15 protein-coding genes are annotated in these 14913 nt (G+C 56.5%); all 15 read left to right on the forward strand.

The window, feature by feature from the left end; translation table 11 throughout:
• The first annotated feature begins 5 nt into the window (after window positions 1–5).
• The 15 genes from CFT65_RS02670 (at window position 6) to glmU (ending at window position 14905) form a co-directional block, all read left to right on the forward strand.
• The gene (locus CFT65_RS02670) at window positions 6–1304 is read left to right on the forward strand and encodes an MFS transporter (protein ID WP_088826487.1); all 1299 of its coding nucleotides are present in this window, start codon (window positions 6–8) and stop codon (window positions 1302–1304) included.
• A 339-nt stretch (window positions 1305–1643) separates the two neighbouring features.
• Entirely contained in the window at window positions 1644–3530 is a 1887-nt protein-coding gene (gene mnmG / locus CFT65_RS02675; RefSeq protein WP_088826488.1) for a tRNA uridine-5-carboxymethylaminomethyl(34) synthesis enzyme MnmG, read from the forward strand.
• Window positions 3531–3539: 9 nt separating this feature from the next.
• The gene (gene rsmG / locus CFT65_RS02680) at window positions 3540–4184 is read left to right on the forward strand and encodes a 16S rRNA (guanine(527)-N(7))-methyltransferase RsmG (RefSeq protein ID WP_088826489.1); all 645 of its coding nucleotides are present in this window, start codon (window positions 3540–3542) and stop codon (window positions 4182–4184) included.
• Between the two features lie 50 nt (window positions 4185–4234).
• Window positions 4235–5029 carry a ParA family protein gene (locus CFT65_RS02685; protein ID WP_088826490.1) on the forward strand — a complete coding sequence of 265 codons (795 nt, stop codon included), beginning with the start codon at window positions 4235–4237 and terminating at the stop codon, window positions 5027–5029.
• Between the two features lie 60 nt (window positions 5030–5089).
• The gene (locus tag CFT65_RS02690; protein WP_039881967.1) at window positions 5090–5965 is read left to right on the forward strand and encodes a ParB/RepB/Spo0J family partition protein; all 876 of its coding nucleotides are present in this window, start codon (window positions 5090–5092) and stop codon (window positions 5963–5965) included.
• 271 nt (window positions 5966–6236) lie between these two features.
• A complete protein-coding gene (locus CFT65_RS02695; RefSeq protein ID WP_088826491.1) occupies window positions 6237–6635 on the forward strand; it encodes a F0F1 ATP synthase subunit I in 399 nt (132 codons plus the stop codon).
• A 19-nt stretch (window positions 6636–6654) separates the two neighbouring features.
• A complete protein-coding gene (atpB, locus tag CFT65_RS02700; protein WP_008172580.1) occupies window positions 6655–7527 on the forward strand; it encodes a F0F1 ATP synthase subunit A in 873 nt (290 codons plus the stop codon).
• Window positions 7528–7609: 82 nt separating this feature from the next.
• Complete coding sequence (gene atpE / locus CFT65_RS02705) at window positions 7610–7867, forward strand: F0F1 ATP synthase subunit C (protein ID WP_012138088.1); 258 nt, start codon at window positions 7610–7612, stop codon at window positions 7865–7867.
• 69 nt (window positions 7868–7936) lie between these two features.
• A complete protein-coding gene (locus tag CFT65_RS02710) occupies window positions 7937–8407 on the forward strand; it encodes a F0F1 ATP synthase subunit B (RefSeq protein WP_172408411.1) in 471 nt (156 codons plus the stop codon).
• Window positions 8408–8422: 15 nt separating this feature from the next.
• Window positions 8423–8959, forward strand: a complete 537-nt coding sequence (locus tag CFT65_RS02715; protein ID WP_088826493.1) for a F0F1 ATP synthase subunit delta — start codon at window positions 8423–8425, stop codon at window positions 8957–8959.
• 28 nt (window positions 8960–8987) lie between these two features.
• Window positions 8988–10532: a F0F1 ATP synthase subunit alpha gene (gene atpA, locus CFT65_RS02720; RefSeq protein ID WP_088826494.1), complete on the forward strand. Its 1545-nt coding sequence runs from the start codon at window positions 8988–8990 to the stop codon at window positions 10530–10532.
• Between the two features lie 75 nt (window positions 10533–10607).
• Entirely contained in the window at window positions 10608–11471 is an 864-nt protein-coding gene (gene atpG, locus CFT65_RS02725) for a F0F1 ATP synthase subunit gamma (RefSeq protein ID WP_088826495.1), read from the forward strand.
• A 55-nt stretch (window positions 11472–11526) separates the two neighbouring features.
• Window positions 11527–12921 (forward strand): F0F1 ATP synthase subunit beta, encoded by a 1395-nt coding sequence (atpD, locus tag CFT65_RS02730; protein WP_088826496.1) that lies wholly within the window; start codon window positions 11527–11529, stop codon window positions 12919–12921.
• Window positions 12922–12968: 47 nt separating this feature from the next.
• Window positions 12969–13391 carry a F0F1 ATP synthase subunit epsilon gene (locus tag CFT65_RS02735; RefSeq protein WP_088826497.1) on the forward strand — a complete coding sequence of 141 codons (423 nt, stop codon included), beginning with the start codon at window positions 12969–12971 and terminating at the stop codon, window positions 13389–13391.
• Window positions 13392–13540: 149 nt separating this feature from the next.
• On the forward strand, window positions 13541–14905 hold the full coding sequence (gene glmU / locus CFT65_RS02740) for a bifunctional UDP-N-acetylglucosamine diphosphorylase/glucosamine-1-phosphate N-acetyltransferase GlmU (protein WP_088826498.1): 1365 nt from the start codon (window positions 13541–13543) through the stop codon (window positions 14903–14905).
• The last annotated feature ends 8 nt before the right edge of the window (window positions 14906–14913 follow it).

Consider the following 14913-nt stretch of genomic DNA (forward strand, 5'->3'; position numbering starts at 1 on the left):
TCTTGATGCCATCAAAAAGTCAGTTCCGTTTGCTTGGCCAACGCCGGTTCCTGCCGTTCTACCTGACCCAGTTTTCCGGCGCCTTCAACGATAATCTGTTCAAGAACGCGCTGCTGCTGTTGATCACCTACAGCACCGGCAGCTTGATGGGGCTGTCCGTGAATGTGGTGGTTAACCTGGCGGCCTTTCTGTTCATCCTGCCGTTTTTTCTGTTTTCCGGTATTGCCGGCGAAATGGCCGACCGCTATGAAAAATCCCGGATCATCCGGAACGTGAAGCTGGCAGAGATCGTGATCATGGCCGTTGCCGCGCTTGGGCTATGGTTCGGCTGGTACGAGCTGTTGTTGGTTTTGCTGTTCCTGATGGGTACCCAGTCCACCTTCTTCGGCCCGGTGAAATACGCCATCCTGCCTCAGGTGTTGGCGGACGACGAACTGGTTGGCGGTAATGGACTGGTTGGTATGGGCACCTTTGTCGCAATTCTGCTGGGTACCATTGCTGCGGGCCTGCTGATGGGGTTTGAGACGGCTGCCCGCTTAACGGCGATAGCGGTTGTGGTGATGTCGGTACTTGGCTACCTGGCGGCGCGCCAGGTGCCGGAAACCGAACCCGACGGTTCCGGTGTCACTGTGCGTTTCCGGCCGGTGGTGGAAACCTGGAGGCTGATGGCCCTGGCGGCCGAGCGTCGCCAGGTGTTGCTGGCGGTGTTGACCATCTCCTGGTTCTGGTTTCTTGGCGCTGCTTACTTGACCCAGTTTCCCAATTTTGCCCGCACCAATCTGCTGGGCGACGAAACCGTTGTGACCCTTTTGCTGTCCATGTTCACAATTGGCATTTCCATCGGCGCCATGATGTGTGAGCGGCTCACCAAACACCGCATTACCCTGGCGCCTGTGCCCTGGGGGGCTCTGGGGCTGAGTCTGTTCGGGGTTGATCTGTATTTTGCGGTGCCAGACGATCCCGTGGCCTCCACCTGGTTGACGCTGTTGACCGATCCCGTGTACCTGAGGGTGTTAATGGATCTGGTCGGTATCGGGATCTGCGGTGGTCTTTTCATCGTGCCTCTGTACGCCTTTATCCAGCACGAAACTCCACGAGCCAAACGTGCCCGCATCATTGCCGCGCTGAATGTCATCAACGCGTTGTTCATGGTGGTGAGTGCCCTGGCAGGAATTCTGGTGCTGGGTGCGTTGGAGGTCAGCATTCCAGGGTTTTTCCTGCTGCTCTCGCTCCTGAACGGAGTGGTGTTACTGGTAGTCTGGCGCCTTCAACGCAAAACAGCCTGGAGTTCTGTGGATAAATAATTGGACAACCTACGGAAAGCTTCTGGATTACTTTCTTTAAACTATTATAAAACAATTAGTTAAGGGTTTTTTTGGGTGATTAATAAGTAGTCTTGCATGTGGATAACTTTCTTGAAAACTTTTCTGAGAAGAGTGATCCAAGCCTATGAAAAGCCGTAGATTTCGGTTTTCCACTATCCAGTTGACGCCCGGAAAAGTCCCCATTTGAGTCCTTACCAGGCCGCTGCTGCTTTCAACGTGGTTCGTCTCTGGTTAAAATTTGCACATCCTGACTGCAATTTCCCGGGTGAGGCGTTATACTCGCCGCCCTATTTTATCCCCCGATTTCCGAGGTGAGCTGTGGATTTTCCGACCCGTTTCGATGTCATTGTCATTGGTGGTGGCCATGCCGGCACCGAGGCCGCGCTGGCGGCTGCACGTATGGGTTCCCAAACCCTGCTGCTGACCCACAACATTGAGACCCTGGGCCAGATGTCCTGCAACCCGGCCATCGGCGGTATTGGTAAAAGCCATCTGGTGAAAGAAATTGATGCCCTCGGTGGCGCCATGGCTGAAGCCACCGATAAGGCCGGTATCCAGTTCCGGGTATTGAACAGTCGCAAGGGGCCGGCCGTGCGCGCCACCCGTGCGCAGGCTGATCGCGTTCTCTACAAGGCGGCCATCCGCCATACCCTGGAGAGCCAGCCGAACCTGACCCTGTTCCAGCAGGCGGCGGACGACCTGATTGTGGAAAACGACCAGGTGACCGGTGTCGTTACCCAGACCGGCATCCGCTTCAATGCCAGGACCGTGGTGCTCACCACCGGTACCTTCCTCGGCGGTGTTATCCACATTGGTATGCAACACCATGCCGGTGGCCGTGCCGGTGATGCACCGGCCAATGCGCTTGCCCAGCGCCTGCGGGAGCTGCCCTTCAACGTTGGTCGTCTGAAAACCGGCACGCCCCCGCGGATTGATGCCCGGTCTGTGGATTTTTCGGTAATGCAGGAGCAGTGGGGTGATGACCCTACGCCCGTGATGTCGTTTATCGGCAGCCGTAGCCAGCACCCGGAACAGGTCTGCTGCTATGTGACCCGAACCACCGAACAGACCCACGATATTATCCGCAGCGGTTTCGACCGTTCGCCGATGTTTGCTGGCAGCATTGAAGGGGTGGGCCCCCGCTATTGCCCGTCCATCGAGGACAAGGTGAACCGGTTTGCCGACAAGGATTCCCATCAGATCTTTGTGGAACCGGAAGGATTGACCACCAACGAGCTCTACCCGAATGGCATTTCCACCAGCCTGCCGTTCGATATCCAGTTGGCGGCGGTGCGTTCGATTCCCGGCTTTGAAAATGCCCATATTACCCGGCCAGGTTACGCTATCGAATACGATTACCTGAATCCGCAGGACCTGCGCCATACCCTGGAAACCAAGTTCATCCAGGGCCTGTATTTTGCTGGCCAGATCAATGGCACCACCGGCTATGAAGAAGCCGGGGCCCAGGGGCTGCTGGCCGGGATCAACGCCGCCCTGCGCGCCCAGGAAAAAGACGAATGGTACCCGCGCCGGGACGAGGCCTACCTGGGCGTGCTGGTGGATGACCTGATCACCATGGGCACCTCCGAGCCCTACCGTATGTTTACCAGCCGCGCCGAGTATCGCCTGATCCTGCGCGAGGACAACGCCGATCTGCGCCTGACCGAAGCCGGTCGCAAACTCGGCCTGGTGAACGACGAGCGTTGGCAGAAGTTCAATGACAAGCGTGAGGCGATCTCAACGGAACGCAGTCGCCTTGAGGCCACCCGTATTCATCCGAATACCGAAGCCGGTGAGCGGGCCAACGGCTTTCTCAAGCAGCCGATGACCCGGGATCAGTCCCTGGCGGAACTGCTGCGCCGCCCGGAGGTTGTCTACAGCCACATCGCCGAGATTGGTGCCGAGCAGGCCGATGATCCGGTGGTTGCGGACCAGGTGGAAATCGAGATCAAGTACGAGGGCTACATTTCCCGTCAGACCGACGAGATCGAGCGGCTGCGCAAAAATGAAAACACCGCCCTGCCGGTGGATCTTGATTACGAGGTGATCGGCGGCCTGTCCAACGAGATCAAGCAGAAGCTCAAGACCGTGCGGCCGGAAACCGTGGCCCAGGCCTCACGGATTCAGGGCGTCACTCCGGCGGCTGTCAGCCAGATTCTGGTACATCTGAAGAAGCGCGATCTGCTGCGCAAACAGTCGGCCTGATCTGCGCCTATGACCAAGTCACTCTGGCATAGCCAGCTCCGGGACGGACTGGCAGCAATGGGGCTGTCCCTGGATGAGGATCGGCAGGAAAAGTTGCTGGCTTTTCTGGGCCTGCTCAACAAATGGAATCGGGCGTACAATCTCACGGCGGTTCGTGATGAGCGGGAAATGGTGTCCCGGCAGCTGCTGGACAGCCTGAGCATTCTGCCCTGGGTAACCACGGATCATCTTCTGGATGTGGGTGCTGGCGGGGGTTTGCCAGGCATCCCACTGGCCATCACACTGCCGGAAAAGCGCTTCACCCTGCTCGACAGTAACGGCAAGAAAACCCGCTTTCTCAACCAGTGTGTGTTGGAGCTGGGGTTGGGTAACGTGGAGGTTATTCATGGTCGGGCGGAGGATTGCAGCTCCGAAGAACCCTTCGCCCAGATCAGCAGTCGCGCCTTTACCGCGTTGGAGAATCTGGTGAACTGGTGTGGTGATCTATTGGCAAATGAGGGTGAGTTCCTTGCCATGAAAGGTCAGTTTCCGGATGATGAAGTAGCTGCCCTCCCGGCTGGCTGGCAGGTAAAATCCAGCCATTCCCTGGACGTTCCCGGTGCCGATGGCGAACGCCATCTACTGGTGGTCGCCCGGGCCGCGTATTCCCGGTAGTTCGGCAGTCGAATTTCTCTACCGCTAACCCATAAACAAGGAGGCAGGACATGGCGCGCGTGATTGCAGTGACCAATCAGAAAGGCGGTGTGGGCAAAACCACCACCTGCGTCAACCTGGCCGCCTCCCTGGCCGCGACTAAACGCCGGGTGCTTCTGGTGGATATGGACCCCCAGGGCAACGCCACCATGGGCAGCGGTGTGGATAAAAATACTCTGGAACTGTCCGGCTACGACATGTTGACCAAGCGCGCCAGCGCCGCCGAGGTGATTATCCCCGCCGAGGCCTCCGGGTTCGATATCCTGCCGGCCAACGGCGATCTGACCGCCGCGGAAGTCGAGCTGATGAACGAGATCGGCCGTGAGCATCGCCTGCGCCTGGCCTTGAACACCGTTCGCGACAACTACGATTACATCCTCATCGATTGCCCCCCATCACTCAGCCTGTTGACGGTAAATGCCCTCTCGGCGGCAGACTCTGTGCTCATTCCGATGCAGTGTGAGTACTATGCGCTGGAGGGGTTGGCGGCGCTGATGAACACCGTTGAGCAGATCCAGGAGACGGTTAACCCGAATCTGCAGGTGGAAGGCATTCTGCGCACCATGTACGACCCGCGCAACAGTCTCACTCTGGACGTTTCCGGCCAGCTGAGCGAGTACTTCGGCGACAAGGTCTACCGTGCGGTGATTCCGCGCAACGTTCGTCTGGCAGAGGCACCGAGCTACGGCGTGCCGGCCCTGAAGTACGACCGGGCCTCCAAGGGGGCTATTGCTTACCTGGCCCTTGCCGGCGAGATGGTTCGTCGTCATGGCTCAAAAAAGACATCCGCGCCGGTTGCGGTGTAACATACCGCCCTGTCACTCACTTAAGCACAACGATTTTCAACGGGAAGAATGACTGACACCATGGCGGCGAAGAAACGAGGATTGGGTGAACGTGGATTGGGCGCCCTGCTGGCGGGCTCCAAGGTCAATCTTGACCAGGAGCTGAAAGACCACGATGGTGAGCTCCGCGAAGTCCCCATTGATCTGATCCAGCGTGGCCGTTATCAGCCCCGGCGTGACATGGACCCTGCCGCCCTGCAGGAACTGGCCGACTCCATTCGTCAGCAAGGGGTGATGCAGCCGGTGGTGGTTCGTCCCATCGCTGAGGGCCGTTACGAGCTGATCGCCGGTGAGCGACGCTGGCGGGCCACCCAGATGGCCGGCCTGGACAGCATCCCTGCCATCATCCGGGATGTCCCCGATGAAGCCGCCATCGCCATGGCGCTGATCGAGAACATCCAGCGTGAAAACCTCAACCCCATTGAAGAAGCCTTCGCCCTCCAGCGCCTGCAGGACGAATTTGGCCTGACCCAGGCCCAGGTGGCCGAAGCCGTTGGCAAATCCCGTACGACCATTACCAACCTGCTACGACTGATCGGTTTGTCTGAAGACGTTCGTATTATGCTCGAACATGGCGACCTGGAAATGGGCCATGGCCGGGCGATGCTGACATTGGCGCCGGAACTGCAGATGCAGGTAGCCAAACAGGTGGTGGCCAAGTCTCTGTCGGTTCGACAGACTGAAGCCCTGGTTCGGCGGGTGCAGCAGGAAACACCGGACAGCAAGTCCCGGAAAAAAGGGGTGGTAGACCCCAACATTCGAGCGCTGCAGGATGATCTGGCGGAGCGACTGGGTGCCCGAGTGTCGATCGATCATGGTCAGCGTGGCAAAGGCAAGTTGGTAATCGAATACAGTTCTCTGGACGAACTTGACGGCATTCTCGGCCACATCAAATAAAATCGTTGGGGTTTTGTGGGTCTTCCGACCCCCTACGAAAGTTCGTATCTGGTTAAGCACACAACATGTAGTGGTGAAAAACTGAACGGCTGTCTATTTGTGAGGCGATTTGCCAAAACCCAGCTATTACGCCGCTTTTGACGGGTCAGCCGGTTCCCGGTTTTGTTGATTCGTGCACATTGAACACATATAATCTGCGGCGCTCGTGTCGGTGTATTTGCTTACTTTTTAAACGACATCGACCGAAAAGCACCGTACTTCCGGAACGAACATGACGAAGGCAGCTTCAGGCGGCATTGGCCGTCCACCCATCGTACGATGGTTTGCAATAGAAAGTGTGGTACTTGTCTTCGTCAGCCTGGCGTTTCTCTTGCGAGGCGAGGTTTCCGGTTATTCAGCGCTTCTTGGTGGGCTTATCTTTCTGATCCCCCATGGTTATTTTGCGCTCAAGGCATTCCGCTTCTCCGGCGCGCGGTCTGCCAAGAAAATTATGACTTCTTTTTATCAGGGTGAGGCCGGCAAGCTCATCCTGTGCGCCATCCTCTTTACGATGGTGTTCAAATGGATTCAGCCGCTTGATATAGCGGCACTTTTTTTAACATTTGCGATCATGCTGGTCACCAACTGGTTGACACCGCTACTGGCGGGCAGCAATACGCAGCAAAGCTAACTGGACCTGGGAAACCGTTATGGCAGGAAGTGCATCCGAATATATTCAGCATCACCTCCAGAACCTCACCTACGGTAAACTTCCGGCAGGCTATGAGCGTGCCGACGGAACCGTACTTCAAGATGCAACCTGGACGCTGGCTCACACCGGCAGGGAAGCATCCGACATGGGCTTCTGGGCACTGCACATTGATTCACTGGGTTGGGCGGTCGCGCTCGGTGCCCTGTTCCTGTTTATTTTCCGTTTGGCCGCGAAGCGTGCTACCTCAGACCAGCCTGGTGGGCTCCAGAACTTCGTTGAAGTGATGGTTGAGTTTGTCGATCAGAGTGTCAAGGAAACCTTCCACGGCAAGAACAAGGTTATTGCGCCGCTGTCGCTGACCATCTTCTGCTGGGTATTCCTGATGAACCTGATGGACCTGGTGCCGGTCGACTTCCTGCCCCAGCTGTTCCACCTGATGGGTCTGGAATACATGAAGGTCGTTCCGACCACAGATGTGAACGTTACGCTGGGCATGTCCCTGTCCGTATTCGCACTGATCATCTATTACAGCCTGAAAGTGAAGGGCGTGGGTGGCTTCGTTGGTGAGCTGACTCTGCACCCCTTCTCCTCAGACAATCTGTTCCTGAAGATTTTGCTTGTCCCGATCAACTTCCTGCTGGAAGGCGTGAGCCTGATCGCCAAGCCGATCTCACTGGCGCTGCGTCTGTTCGGTAACCTGTACGCAGGCGAGTTGATCTTCATCCTGATTGCACTGCTGCCTTTCTGGGCACAGTGGGCACTGTCTGTACCCTGGGCGATTTTCCACATACTGGTTATCACCCTGCAGGCATTCATCTTTATGATGTTGACGATCGTGTACCTGAGCATGGCTCACGAAGACAGTCACTGATCGGACACCATTAAGCCGTAGTTCTAAACCCTAAACCCTAAACCCTTAAACTGAAAAACCTAACTGAAAACTGGGAGTTATCATGGAAACTGTAGTTGGAATGACCGCTATTGCCGTTGCACTGCTGATTGGCCTGGGTGCCCTGGGTACTGCGATTGGCTTTGGTATCCTCGGTGGCAAGTTCCTGGAAGGCGCTGCGCGTCAGCCGGAAATGACCCCGATGCTGCAGGTAAAAATGTTCATCGTTGCAGGTCTGCTGGACGCCGTAACCATGATCGGTGTTGGTATCGCACTGTTCTTCACTTTCGCCAACCCGTTTGTCGGCCAGATCGCCGGTTAATCGAGTCGCCAGAGCCGGGGTTTTGCCCCGGTCAGATGATTCTTAACAAAACAGGCGAGAGGTGAAGACGTGAACATTAATTTGACGATGATTGGTCAAGCCATCGCGTTCTTTATCTTTGTCGTCTTCTGCATGAAATACGTGTGGCCGCCAATCATGGCCGCACTGCAGGAGCGTCAAAAGAAGATCGCTGACGGACTGGCTGCCTCAGACCGCGCTGCGCGCGATCTGGAACTGGCTCAGGAAAAGTCAGCTCAGGAACTGCGTGAAGCCAAACAGCAAGCTGCTGGTCTGATTGAACAGGCCAACAAGCGTGCGGCCCAGATTGTGGAAGCATCCAAGGATGACGCCCGCAAGGAAGGCCAGAAGCTGATTGAGCAGGCCAAGGCCGAAATTGAACAGGAGCGTAATCAGGCTCGTGACGCTTTGCGTGCAGAAATTGCCACCATTGCCGTTACCGGTGCTGAGAAGATCCTGGAAACCTCTGTCGATGCCTCCAAGCACAACGAGATGTTGGAAAAACTGGCGGCAGAACTTTAAACGACGAGGTTCATCATGGCAGAACTGAGAACGCTGGCCCGTCCCTACGCAAAGGCAGCATTTACAGCCGCTCAGGAGCATAAACAGCTGGCTGAGTGGTCCCAGGTGCTGACAGTTGCCGGGCAGGTCACCGCGAACGAAGACATTCGACAGCTTCTCGCGAATCCGGGTCTGGAAGAGCAGAAGAAGGCAGAACTGATTCTGGAGGTCGCTGAAGATGGCGTCACCGATCAGGTCCGCAACTTTTTCGCTGTACTGGCTGAAAACCGCCGGCTGACTCTTCTTCCTGAGATTGCAGCGCTCTTCAACACGTACCGGGCTGATCTGGAGCGCACTGTTGATATCGAAGTCACCGCGGCTTTCGAGCTGACGGACGAACAGCAACAGAAGCTCGCCCAGGCACTTTCGAAGAAACTCGAGCGGCAAGTGTCACTCGCAGCGTCATTGGACAAGTCTCTTATTGGCGGTGTGATTATTCGCACCGGCGATATGGTCATTGACGCATCTGTACGCGGAAAGCTGACCAAGCTGGCCGACGCTCTGGGCTCCTGATTTCAGCACAAGGTTTGAGGATATTGGCATGCAGCAACTGAATCCATCCGAGATCAGTGACATCATCAAGAAGAGAATCGAGAAACTCGACATCTCTTCCGAAGCAAAGAACGAAGGTACGATCCTGTCGGTTTCCGACGGTATCGTTCTGATCCACGGTCTTGCCGACGTTATGTACGGTGAGATGATTGAATTTGCCAACGGCACATTCGGTATTGCGCTGAACCTGGAGCGCGATTCTGTTGGTGCTGTTGTGCTGGGCGATTACGAAGATCTGGCGGAAGGTCAGAAAGTTCGTTGTACCGGTCGGATCCTGGAAGTGCCGGTTGGTCCGGAACTGATGGGCCGTGTTGTTGATGGTCTGGGTAACCCCATCGACGGTAAGGGCGACCTCGGTACCGACCTGACCTCTCCGGTCGAAAAGGTTGCACCGGGCGTTATCGCTCGTCAGTCCGTTGATGAGCCGGTTCAGACTGGTCTGAAGGCAATCGACACCATGGTGCCGATCGGTCGCGGCCAGCGTGAGCTGATCATCGGTGACCGTCAGATCGGTAAGACCGCTGTCGCCATCGACGCGATCATTAACCAGAAAGACACCGGCATCAAGTGTATCTACGTTGCCGTCGGTCAGAAGCAGTCTTCCATTGCCGCCGTTGTGCGCAAGCTGGAAGAGCACGGTGCCATGGATCACACCATCGTGGTTGCCGCCGGTGCCGCCGATCCTGCAGCGATGCAGTTCCTGGCTCCGTACTCCGGTACCTCCATGGGTGAATACTTCCGTGACCGTGGTGAAGACGCCCTGATCATCTATGATGATCTGTCCAAGCAGGCTGTGGCTTACCGCCAGATCTCCCTGCTGCTGCGCCGTCCGCCGGGCCGTGAAGCATACCCGGGTGACGTATTCTACCTGCACTCCCGTCTGCTGGAGCGTGCGTCCCGTGTTAACGCTGATTACGTTGAACAGCTGACCAACGGTGAAGTGAAAGGCCAGACCGGTTCCCTGACCGCTCTGCCGATCATTGAAACCCAGGCTGGTGACGTATCCGCGTTCGTACCGACCAACGTAATCTCCATTACCGACGGTCAGATCTTCCTGGAAACCAACCTGTTCAACTCCGGTATCCGTCCGGCGATGAACGCCGGTATCTCCGTATCCCGGGTAGGTGGTTCGGCCCAGACCAAGATCATGAAGAAGCTTGGCGGTAACATCCGTCTGGCTCTGGCCCAGTATCGTGAACTGGCCGCTTTCGCACAGTTTGCTTCCGATCTTGACGAAGCGACCCGTCAGCAGCTTGAGCACGGTCAGCGTGTAACGGAACTCATGAAGCAGAACCAGTACAGCCCGATGTCTGTGGCTGAAATGGGTACGGTTCTGTTCGCAGCCAACGAAGGCTTCCTGGACGACGTTGATGTCGACAAGGTAGTGAAGTTTGAAGCGCAGATGCTCGACTGGATGCGCTCCGAGCAGAAAGACCTCCTCGACAAGATCAACGAGAAAGGCGATTACAACGACGAAATCGCTGCCGGCCTCAAAGCTGCACTTGAGAAATTCAAGACCACTCAGAGCTGGTAAGAAAACGGGCCTGCGGCGACTGTCGCGGGCCGCTTTTCGTAGCAACGAGTGTCTAACTTGAGAAGGCAGTGAGTTATGGCCGTCGGTAAAGAAATACGTAACCAGATTTCAAGCATCAAGAGCACGCAGAAAATCACCAGCGCCATGGAAATGGTGGCTGCGAGTAAGATGCGTAAGGCTCAGGAGCGCATGCAGGCGACACGCCCGTATGCCGACAAGATGCGTCAGGTGATCGGGCACATTGCCAAGGCGAACGCTCAGTACAAACACCCGTTCATGGTCGAGCGCGAGGTCAAGCGCGTGGGCTATATTGTGGTGTCAACTGACCGTGGCCTCTGCGGTGGTCTGAACATCAACCTGTTCAAAGCGCTTGTCCGTGAAATGAAAGCGTGGAAAGAAAAAGGAGTGGAAACCGATCTGTGCGCCATCGGGCAGAAAGGGGCTTCCTTTTTCAGGAGCTATGGCGGCAATGTCGTCGCGGCGCTGACCCATCTGGGGGACAGCCCGAGCTCTGAAAAACTCATCGGCAACGTCAAGGTTATGCTGGATGCGTTCTCGGAAGGCAAGATCGATCGCCTTTATGTGGTAAACAACGAGTTCGTCAACACCATGACCCAAAGCCCGAAGGTGGAGCAGTTGCTGCCCCTCCCTGAGAGCGAAGACGAAGAAGAGATCAAGAACCAGTGGGATTATCTCTACGAGCCCGATGCCAGGCAGATCCTCGATGGCCTTCTGCCACGTTTTATTGAATCCCAGGTGTACCAGGGTGTGGTAGAAAATCTGGCATGTGAACAGGCCGCCCGGATGATCGCCATGAAGAGCGCAACTGATAACGCCGGTGGCATTATCGACGAACTTCAGTTGGCTTATAACAAGGCGCGTCAGGCAGCCATTACCCAAGAGATATCGGAGATTGTGAGCGGGGCCGCTTCGGTGTGACCCAGCCCACAATCCAACTGGTTTTATTGACTATCAAGATAACGAGGAACCGAGCATGAGTAGCGGACAAATCGTTCAGATCATTGGCGCGGTTATCGACGTGGAATTCCCACGTGACTCCGTACCCAAAGTATATGACGCACTGCTGCTTGAAGGTGGCGAAACAACTCTGGAAGTCCAGCAGCAGCTGGGCGACGGCATTGTTCGTACCATCGCAATGGGCAGCACCGAGGGCCTGAAGCGTGGCCTGAAAGCAGAAAACACCGGCAAGCCGATTTCGGTACCGGTCGGCACCCAGACTCTGGGCCGTATCATGGACGTTCTGGGTCGACCCATCGACGAAGCCGGCGACATCGGCGAGGAAGAGCGCTGGGCGATTCACCGTAAGGCCCCGGGCTATGCCGACCAGGCAGCGTCTGCGGACCTGCTGGAAACAGGCATCAAGGTTATCGACCTGATCTGCCCGTTCGCTAAGGGCGGTAAGGTTGGCCTGTTCGGTGGTGCCGGTGTTGGTAAAACCGTAAACATGATGGAGCTGATCAACAACATCGCGAAAGAGCACTCCGGTCTCTCCGTATTCGCGGGTGTTGGTGAGCGGACTCGTGAAGGTAACGATTTCTACTATGAAATGAAGGACTCCAACGTCCTCGACAAAGTAGCGATGGTTTACGGTCAGATGAACGAGCCTCCCGGAAACCGTCTGCGTGTGGCCCTGACCGGTCTCACCATGGCTGAGAAATTCCGGGACGAAGGTCGTGACGTACTGTTGTTCGTGGACAACATCTACCGTTACACCCTGGCCGGTACCGAAGTATCCGCACTGCTCGGCCGTATGCCGTCTGCGGTAGGTTACCAGCCGACCCTGGCCCAGGAGATGGGTGAGCTGCAGGAGCGTATTACCTCCACCAAGAACGGTTCCATCACGTCCATCCAGGCGGTGTACGTACCGGCGGATGACTTGACTGATCCGTCGCCAGCGACCACCTTCTCGCACCTGGATGCGACCGTTGTACTGAGCCGTGATATCGCTTCGAAGGGTATCTACCCGGCGATCGACCCGCTGGATTCCACCTCCCGTCAGCTGGATCCGCTGGTTATCGGTCAGGAGCATTATGAAGTGGCCCGTGGCGTGCAGACTAACCTGCAGCGCTACAAGGAACTGAAAGACATCATCGCCATCCTGGGTATGGACGAACTGTCAGAAGAAGATAAACTGACTGTAGCCCGTGCCCGTAAGATCGAGCGTTTTCTGTCCCAGCCGTTCCACGTTGCTGAAGTATTCACCGGTTCCCCCGGTAAGTACGTGTCTCTGAAGGAGACCATCAGCAGCTTTAAGGGCATCCTGAATGGCGACTATGACGAACTGCCTGAGCAGGCGTTCTACATGGTTGGTACCATTGAGGAAGCGGTCGAGAAAGCCAAGGAAATGAAGAGCAAGGCAAAGAGCTAATCTGAGCCGACGCACTTGTTTCCGGATCGATCAAAGAGGCAACTGACATGGGTATGACCGTGCATTGTGATGTGGTAAGTGCCGAAACAAAGATCTATTCCGGATTGGTAGAAATGCTGATCGCAGCGGGCTCTGAAGGTGACCTGGGTATTGCCCCGGGCCACGCGCCGCTGCTGACTCAGCTGAAGCCGGGCCCTATTCGGATCATCAAGCAGGGCGGTGAAGAAGAAATTCTTTACGTGTCCGGCGGATATCTGGAGGTCCAGGCCAATCTGGTAACTTTGTTGGCGGATACCGCGGTTCGTGCAAAGGATGTGGACGAAGCAGCCGCGCTCGAAGCTCAGAAAGAAGCCGAGAAAGCACTTGCCAACAAGACTGGTGAATTCGAGTATTCCCGTGCCGCTGCAGAGCTGGCCGAAGCTGTTGCCCAGCTTCGGACCATCCAGCAGCTGCGTAACAAAATGCGCTAAGCATTTCCGTTTCGGGTTTGCCGAACACCGAAGCCGCATCCTGAGCGGCTGGAAGACCAACGTATTACGTTGGCCATCCGGCCCTGAAGGATGCGGTTTTTTTATTTTCAGCATTCAGAGAGTAAACACTCCGGGAGCCTGACTTTTCCATGAGCCCGCTACACGTCGTCATTCTGGCCGCTGGCCAGGGTTCCAGAATGAAATCCGCACTGCCGAAGGTGCTGCATCCGATTGCCGGCCGCCCTATGCTTCATCACGTGATCGACACCGCCAAACAGCTTGGCGCCGAGAAGATCCATACGGTCATTGGTCATGGTGCTGACAAGGTCCGGGAAACCACCGATGAGGCCTCGGTAAACTGGGTCACCCAGAGTGAGCAGTTGGGTACCGGCCATGCTGTGGCTCAGGCCCTGCCGGATCTTCCCGATGACGCCCGTGTTCTTGTGCTTTACGGCGATGTGCCTCTGACTCGTCATGAGACGCTCGACGGATTGGTGGGGACACTGGATGACGATACCCTGGGTCTGTTGACGGTCACCATGGACAATCCCCAGGGCTACGGACGGATTGTCCGGAATGCTGATGGCGACGTGCAGTCGATCGTCGAGCAGAAAGACGCATCCCCCGAACAGCAGCAGATTCGTGAGGTGAATACCGGCATCCTGGCGGTGTCAGCGAAACACCTGAAGAACTGGCTGCCGACGCTCTCCAACAGCAATGCACAGGGCGAGTACTACCTCACTGACATTATTGCCATGGCGGTGGAGCAGGGCATGAGTGTCTCCGTGTCCCAGCCGGAGAACCCCTTCGAAGTACAGGGGGTCAACAACCGCCTGCAACTGGCGGAACTGGAACGCTGGTACCAGCGTCAGCAGGCTGACCGGCTGATGACAGAGGGTGCGACCCTCGCGGACCCCGCCCGGGTTGATGTCCGTGGCGAGCTCAGCATTGGCAATGATCTGTGGATTGACGTGAACGTGGTCTTCGAGGGTAAGGTCAGCCTCGGCAGCAATGTCTCCATTGGCCCCGGTTGCGTCATCAAGGACGCCACCATTGCTGATGGCACCGAGATCAAGGCTAACAGCGTGATTGAAGGTGCGGTGATCGGCGCCAATGCCCAGATAGGGCCGTTTGCCCGCATCCGTCCGGGCACCGAACTGGCTGCGAACACCAAAGTCGGCAACTTTGTGGAAACCAAAAAGGCCATCGTCGGTGAGGGTAGCAAGATCAACCATCTGAGCTACGTGGGTGATGCCTCGCTGGGCCGTAATGTGAATGTGGGTGCAGGAACCATCACCTGTAATTATGATGGTGTGAACAAGTACCAGACGGTGCTCGGTGACGGCGTCTTTGTCGGTTCCAATACGGCCCTGGTAGCCCCGGTTACCGTTGCGGCGGAGGCCACCATTGGCGCCGGATCGACCATCACCCGTGATGTGGCCGATCACGAGCTGGCCGTCGCCCGGGGCCGGCAGCGCAATATCGCCGGCTGGGAAAAGCCCAAGAAACACTGATATAAACG

Origin of the sequence: Marinobacter sp. es.048, assembly GCF_900188435.1 — a bacterium.
Lineage (GTDB): Bacteria > Pseudomonadota > Gammaproteobacteria > Pseudomonadales > Oleiphilaceae > Marinobacter.

Excerpts from the sequence above, each read along its gene's own strand:
- CFT65_RS02715 (WP_088826493.1), top strand. The coding sequence starts at position 8,423 with ATGGCAGAACTGAGAACGCTGGCCCGTCCCTACGCAAAGGCAGCATTT.
- atpD (WP_088826496.1), top strand. The coding sequence starts at position 11,527 with ATGAGTAGCGGACAAATCGTTCAGATCATTGGCGCGGTTATCGACGTG.
- atpE (WP_012138088.1), top strand. The coding sequence starts at position 7,610 with ATGGAAACTGTAGTTGGAATGACCGCTATTGCCGTTGCACTGCTGATT.
- atpG (WP_088826495.1), top strand. The coding sequence starts at position 10,608 with ATGGCCGTCGGTAAAGAAATACGTAACCAGATTTCAAGCATCAAGAGC.
- atpA (WP_088826494.1), top strand. The coding sequence starts at position 8,988 with ATGCAGCAACTGAATCCATCCGAGATCAGTGACATCATCAAGAAGAGA.
- CFT65_RS02735 (WP_088826497.1), top strand. The coding sequence starts at position 12,969 with ATGGGTATGACCGTGCATTGTGATGTGGTAAGTGCCGAAACAAAGATC.
- CFT65_RS02690 (WP_039881967.1), top strand. The coding sequence starts at position 5,090 with ATGGCGGCGAAGAAACGAGGATTGGGTGAACGTGGATTGGGCGCCCTG.
- atpB (WP_008172580.1), top strand. The coding sequence starts at position 6,655 with ATGGCAGGAAGTGCATCCGAATATATTCAGCATCACCTCCAGAACCTC.
- glmU (WP_088826498.1), top strand. The coding sequence starts at position 13,541 with ATGAGCCCGCTACACGTCGTCATTCTGGCCGCTGGCCAGGGTTCCAGA.
- CFT65_RS02685 (WP_088826490.1), top strand. The coding sequence starts at position 4,235 with ATGGCGCGCGTGATTGCAGTGACCAATCAGAAAGGCGGTGTGGGCAAA.
- rsmG (WP_088826489.1), top strand. The coding sequence starts at position 3,540 with ATGACCAAGTCACTCTGGCATAGCCAGCTCCGGGACGGACTGGCAGCA.
- CFT65_RS02695 (WP_088826491.1), top strand. The coding sequence starts at position 6,237 with ATGACGAAGGCAGCTTCAGGCGGCATTGGCCGTCCACCCATCGTACGA.
- CFT65_RS02670 (WP_088826487.1), top strand. The coding sequence starts at position 6 with ATGCCATCAAAAAGTCAGTTCCGTTTGCTTGGCCAACGCCGGTTCCTG.